The following is a 2178-nucleotide window of genomic DNA, read 5'->3' on the forward strand; positions in this document are numbered from 1 at the left end:
GAAGATGATGTCAAAGTTCATAGTTTTGACATTACCGGTAGCCCTTATTTTCAAAATGACTTTTATATTCTGTTTAACCTTGCTGTTGGCGGATCATTCACCGGTATCTATGACATCGAAGGCATAACAGCCTTAAAAGATGGTCAGACGGCATCGATGTATATAGACTGGATTAAAGTAACTAAAATTAACTAATCAATACACATGAAACAGAGAACTTTAACAACCAAGCTCCTGTGCGGTTTTCTGCTTGTCGGTGCGGTATCCTTTGCTATGCCGCTTCAGTCGTATGCAGAACCCAGAGCAGCTGCGGCAACGCCATCTCAGAAGATAAAGGTGACCGGTGTCGTTGAAGATGCTGAAGGCCCAGTTATCGGTGCCTCAGTAATTGAGAAAGGAACCGGCAATGGAACACTTACCGATCTTGACGGTAACTTTACGCTGATGGTATCACCGGGTGCTACCCTAAAAATCAGCTTTGTCGGCAATGAGCCTGTTGAGGTCAAGGCTACAGAGGCGCCAATGAAAATCACGCTGGAGCAGAGTTCGCAAATGCTCAGCGAAGTGGTGGTCACTGCTCTTGGAATCAAGCGCGACCGAAAGGCACTCGGTTACGGTCTTGACGAAGTAAAAGGTGATGCCTTTGAAAAAGCCAAAGAAACTAACGTCATCAACTCTATGGCAGGTCGTGTGGCAGGTCTCGTTGTAAGTCAGACCGCAGGTGGTCCTTCCGGATCAACCCGCGTAATTCTGCGTGGTAGCACTGAAATGACCGGTAATAACCAGCCATTATATGTTGTCGACGGTGTGCCTCTTGACAATACAAACTTCGGCAGCGCAGGAACATCAGGCGGATACGACCTTGGTGACGGTATCTCAAGCATCAATCCAGATGATATAGAAAGCATGTCGGTACTTAAAGGTCCTGCCGCCTCCGCTCTATATGGTAGCCGTGCCAGTCACGGTGTGATTCTCATCACCACCAAGAAAGCCGGAAAAGAAAAATATTCGGTAGAGTATAATGGAACACTGACATTTGAAAAACAGCTCTCTAAATGGGATAACGTACAGCAGATCTACGGTATGGGCAGCAACGGCACATACAGTATCGACGCAGTTTCAAATACCAATAAAAGCTGGGGACCGAAAGCGGACGGAAGCAACGTCCTTCGCTACTTTGACGGCGTGGAGCGTCCATATCTTATAATACCGGACAATACCTCCGGATTCTTCAGAACCGGTCTTACCGCAAACAACACGGTTACAGTCTCATCCAATTCAGGCAATACAGGCATTCGCTTCACACTGACCGATATGCGCAACAAGGATATTGTCCCCAAGACTCACATGAGCCGTGACATTTTCAATCTGCGTGCCAATACATCTATGGGGAAGGTTGACCTCGACTTTACCGTAAACTATACCCACGAAAATGTAAAGAATCGTCCTGCTCTTGGCGACAGTAAGTCTAACGTCGGCAAGAACCTGATGACCCTTGCAACCACCTACGACCAGCGTTGGTTGCGCACATATCAGGATGCTAACGGAGAGTATTCCAACTGGAACGGTATGGACCCCTATAATATAAACCCCTATTGGGACGTCTACAAGAATTTCAATGATTCAAAGAAGGACCTGTTTCGTTTACACGCATCTGCTATTTATAATGTAACATCACACCTCAAAATCAAAGGAACAGCGGGAGCTGAACTCAACTGGTTTAATTTCAATGATTTCAAGGCCCCGACAACTCCTGGCTATGAGGCAGGTTACTTACAGCAGAGCCAGTTCAAAAACCAGATGTATAACTTTGAACTCATAGCGACCTATAACAACCGCTGGGGTGACTTTGACTTCACAGGAACTGCCGGTGGAAACATCTATAAGGTCGATAACCGTACAAATATAACCACAGCCCAAGAAATGCAGATTAGGGATGTGGTTGCCCTTATGAGCTTCAACGAGACAAGCCTTCAGGAAAACAGCTACCGCAAGCAGATTAACTCGCTGTTCGCGGCTGCCAATCTCGGATGGAAAAACCTGTTATATCTTGACGCTACTATCCGTGGTGATAAATCGTCGACTCTGCCTACTGGAAATAACACCTATATTTACCCCTCGGTGTCGGGTAGCTTTGTGTTCTCTGAACTGATCAAGCGTGGTGACATTCTGCCATAC

Annotated in this window: 1 protein-coding gene and 1 pseudogene; both read left to right on the plus strand. The window is 46.4% G+C overall.

The window, feature by feature from the left end; all coding sequences use genetic code 11:
- Positions 1-195 (plus strand): annotated as a pseudogene (locus JX312_RS12600) (glycoside hydrolase family 16 protein); the annotation flags it as partial.
- Between the two features lie 9 nt (positions 196-204).
- On the plus strand, positions 205-2178 hold a 1974-nt coding region (locus tag JX312_RS12605), incomplete at its 3' end, for a SusC/RagA family TonB-linked outer membrane protein (RefSeq protein WP_204458244.1).

Source organism: Barnesiella sp. CU968 (assembly GCF_905219685.1).
Lineage (GTDB): Bacteria > Bacteroidota > Bacteroidia > Bacteroidales > Muribaculaceae > Lepagella > Lepagella muris_A.